Source organism: Stenotrophomonas sp. HMWF003 (assembly GCF_003061285.1).
In the GTDB taxonomy this organism is placed as follows: Bacteria; Pseudomonadota; Gammaproteobacteria; order Xanthomonadales; family Xanthomonadaceae; genus Stenotrophomonas; species Stenotrophomonas maltophilia_AP.
Genome location: NZ_QAIW01000471.1, coordinates 1 through 388, shown reverse-complemented (window position 1 = coordinate 388; position 388 = coordinate 1). Strand labels below are relative to the sequence as shown.

The following is a 388-nucleotide window of genomic DNA, read 5'->3' as shown; positions in this document are numbered from 1 at the left end:
CCCGTACTTCAGCCACGACGGGCGCTGGCTGTACTTCGCCTCCAACCGCAGCGGCGGGCGCGGCGGGTTCGACCTGTACAGCGTGGCGGTGCACGGCGACGGCAGCTTCGGGCCGGTGATGGCGCTGCCGGTGACGATCAACACCGCCGCCGACGAGCGCCGCCCGGCGCTGCGCCCGGATGGCCAGGCGCTGCTGTTCGCGCGCAATGGCACGGGCACCCACGGCGGCTTCGACCTGTACCTGGCCACCGTGCAGGAAAAGGGGTTCGGCACCGTGGCCGCACTGCCGGCCCCGCTCAACAGTGGCGCCGACGAGCTGGGCGGCGCATGGCTGGGCAACGACGGCGCGCTGGCCCTCACCCGGGTCAGCGGCGGGCATGCGCAGGTG

1 pseudogene is annotated in these 388 nt (G+C 74.0%); it reads left to right on the top strand.

Annotated features, from left to right (window positions below):
- A pseudogene (locus DBR34_RS20995) lies at window positions 1-388 on the top strand (TolB-like protein); the annotation flags it as partial.